This is a genomic window from Komagataeibacter europaeus LMG 18890 (assembly GCF_000285295.1).
GTDB classification, from domain to species: Bacteria; Pseudomonadota; Alphaproteobacteria; order Acetobacterales; family Acetobacteraceae; genus Komagataeibacter; species Komagataeibacter europaeus.
On sequence record NZ_CADP01000189.1, the window covers coordinates 1 to 3,380 of the forward strand.

At 62.8% G+C, this 3,380-nt stretch carries 4 protein-coding genes; 3 read left to right on the forward strand and 1 reads right to left on the reverse strand.

Annotated features, from left to right (window positions below):
- A partial coding sequence (locus GEU01_RS20260) for a transposase (protein WP_019087410.1) occupies positions 1 to 353 on the forward strand: 353 nt, incomplete at its 5' end.
- Positions 354 to 414: 61 nt separating this feature from the next.
- Here the strand turns inward: GEU01_RS20260 and GEU01_RS20265 are convergent.
- Complete coding sequence (locus GEU01_RS20265; protein ID WP_019087497.1) at positions 415 to 1,740, reverse strand: glycerate kinase type-2 family protein; 1,326 nt, start codon at positions 1,738 to 1,740, stop codon at positions 415 to 417.
- Between the two features lie 291 nt (positions 1,741 to 2,031).
- On the opposite strand from GEU01_RS20265, the gene coaA reads away from it, so the two are divergent.
- Positions 2,032 to 3,009, forward strand: coding sequence for a type I pantothenate kinase (coaA, locus tag GEU01_RS20270; protein ID WP_019087498.1), 978 nt, complete (start codon positions 2,032 to 2,034; stop codon positions 3,007 to 3,009).
- Between the two features lie 70 nt (positions 3,010 to 3,079).
- On the forward strand, positions 3,080 to 3,380 hold a 301-nt coding region (locus GEU01_RS20275; protein WP_042710899.1), incomplete at its 3' end, for an IS5 family transposase.

Consider the following 3,380-nt stretch of genomic DNA (forward strand, 5'->3'; position numbering starts at 1 on the left):
TGGGCAATCTGGTCCGCTTTACGCTTATCCCCGGCCAGCATTACGATACGGTCGGGGTGGCGCCTCTCCTTGAACCGGCTGATTTTGAGGGACTTCTTGCTGACAAGGCGTTCGATGTCCACTGGATCGTGGACACCATACGCGCGCAAGGGGCCCGCGTGGTCATTCCCCAGCGTCGGAACCGCCTCGACAGGCGACCCTTCGATGGAGCCCTGTTCAAGGCACGCCATCTCATCGAGAACTTCTTCTGCCAGCTCAAGGAGTTCAAGCGCATCGCCATGCGAAGCGACAAGACCGACAGATCATTCGCAGCGATGATTTATCTTACCGCCGCAATCATCAATTCGCGTTAATTCCCAACAGGCCCTGAAAAAAGCTTCACCAAAAAACCTCTTCAGGTTTCTGGAATACCCTTCAGATGACCAGCACCGCCCGGATGTCGTTGACGTTGGTCAGGGTGGGGCCGGTCATGACCAGGTCGCCCGTCTGCTGGAACATGGTGTAGCTGTCATGTGCGCGCAGGCAGGCGCGCGGGTCACATCCCAGCGCGCGGGCGCGCAACAGGGTGGTGGGGGTGATGATCGCGCCCGCCGCATCCTCGGTCCCGTCAATGCCGTCACTATCCGCCGCAATGGCCCAGATTCCTTCATGTCCCTGCAGGGTATTGGCCATGGACAGCAGGAATTCGGTATTGCGTCCGCCGCGTCCCGGCGCGGGCTGGTCGGGGTGGATGGTCACCGTCGTCTCGCCCCCCGACAGCAGCACCGCAGGGCCTGCCACCGGCACGCCATGCTGGCGGGCGGACAGGGCGATGCCTGCCATGAATGTGCCCGCGTCCCGGCTTTCCCCTTCCAGTGCATCGCCAAGGATCAGCGGTGTCAGCCCCAGTTCACGCGCGGTAATGGCGGCGGCCTGCAACGCCATGAACGGCGTTGAAACAAGGGTATAGCGATTGCGTGGGGACAGCGTGCCGGCGACGGGCGGGCGCATGAGCACGCGCTGCACCGCATCTGGCACGGCAATGCCGTAATGCGCGATGATGGCGCGGGCGTCGGCTGCGGTGGTGGGGTCGGCCACGGTCGGGCCGCTGGCGATGGTCAGCGGGTCATCGCCCGGCACATCGCTTATGGCCAGGGTCACCACGCGGGCGGCGCCAGCGGCGGCGGCCAGACCGCCACCCTTGATGGCCGACAGGTGGCGGCGCACCACGTTCATGTCGCGTATGCTCGCCCCTGAATGTAGCAGGGCACGGTTGACCGCGCGGATGTCATCCAGCGTCAGGCCCGCTGCCGGCAGTTCCAGCAGCGCCGAGCCCCCGCCCGAAATCAGGGCAATGACAAGATCATCCGGTCCCAGTCCCGTCACTTCAGTCATCATGGTACGCGCGGCGGCCTCGCTCCGGCTGTCCGGCACGGGGTGGCTGGCTTCCAGCACGCGGATGCGGCGCGTGGGGGCCATGTGACCGTCGCGCGTCACCACGCATCCCGTCAGGTCCACGTCGGGCCATGCCTGTTCCAGTGCGGCCGCCATGGATGCGGCGGCCTTGCCCGCGCCCACCACCACGCACTTCCCCTTTGGCCGCTGGGGCAGGTAGCGCGGCAGCACCACATCGGGCATGGCGCTGCGGATGGCGGCGTCCAGTATGCGTCGCAGGGCCGTGCGTGCGCGTTCGTCTGTCCAGTCCGTGCCCGTGGTGATGCGTGACGTGGCGGCAAATGGGTGGATGGTGGCGTCGTTCATTGCAGTGGTCCAGATTTTTCGTACAGGCATCGGTGCAGGCCGGGTCCGTGTCCTAACGCATGGTATGCGGGCGGGATGCATGCTGGCCCGGCACCCGGTCCATACCATCCGTGCAGGGACGGGCAGTGTGTCACAATTATCACGTCTGTATCAGGATGGGGGGAAAGCCGGGTCCGCAGGCCCCGCACACGCTAAATTGGGGAACTGGCATATGGATTGGCGGGGACGATGGTGATACGCGGCAGATGACCTGCCCCCACGCGCAGGCGTCACAACAGAAAGGACAAGGGCATGGAGAACTGTGTGCTGGACGCGCGTCCTGTTCCCTCCACGCAGCCACCCCACGGGATGGTGCAGCCTTATCTGGTCTTTCCCCGCCCGGAATGGGCGGCCCTGCGCGCGAATGTGCCCCAGTCGCTGGGGGAGGCGGATATCGCGGCCCTGCGTGGGCATAATGAGCCGGTCTCGCTGGAAGACATCACCGAGGTCTACCTGCCGCTTTCGCGCCTGCTCAACCTGCATGTCATGGCGACGCGCAGCATGAACAACATGGTCAAGAGCGCCTTTATCGGCGCGCCTGCCGTGACCATGCCGTTCGTGATCGGTATCGCGGGCAGCGTGGGCGTGGGCAAGAGTACGTTCGCGCGCCTGCTGCAGGCGGTGCTGTCGCGCTGGCCCGATCATCCGAACGTGGCGCTGGTCACGACCGATGGCTTCCTGCATTCCACGCGTGAACTGGAGCAGCGCAGGCTCATGCACCGCAAGGGCTTTCCCGAAAGCTATGACCTGCGGCAGATGATCGCCTTCCTCGCCGCGCTGAAGGCGGGGGAGCGTAACCTGAAGGTGCCGGTCTATTCGCATGAAGCCTATGACATCGTTCCTGATCGCTATCAGGTGATCGACCAGCCCGACATCCTGATATTCGAAGGGCTGAACGTGTTGCAGACCGTATCCGAACAGCCATTCATGGCATCCGATTTCTTCGATTTTTCCATCTACCTGGATGCGGATACGCAGGTGATCGAGGACTGGTACGTAAAACGCTTCCTGTCGCTTCAGCGCACGGCGTTCCGCAAGCCGACATCCTATTTCCATCACTGCGCCGACCTGACACCCGATGAGGCCACGCGCATGGCGCATGATATCTGGCGGCGCATCAATCTGCCCAACCTGCGGCAGAACATTCTGCCCACGCGCGAACGTGCCCGCGTGGTCATGCACAAAAGCGCCAGCCACGCGATCGATACGGTATGGATGCGCCAGCTTTGAAAAAGCAGGACATTGGGGTCTGTTGGGAATTGTGCTTTTTCAAAGTCACCAAATGTGATTCAAACGCCGCATGGATCGCTTCGTACTGACAGACGCCCAATGGGCGAAAATGGAACCGTTGTGCCTTGGCAAGAAAACAGATCGGGCGCGCAGCGGGCAGGACAACCGTCTTTTTATCGAGGCGGTCTTATGGATTGCCCGGACCGGCAGCCCATGGCGGGACCTTCCGACGTATTTCGGGCATTGGAACTCGGTCTATTCCCGTTACAGCGACTGGATGAAAGCCGGTGTTTTCAAACGGCTTTTTGAAGCGGTCTCTGACGAGGCCGACATGGAATATGCGATGATCGACGGCACGGTGGTCCGGGTTC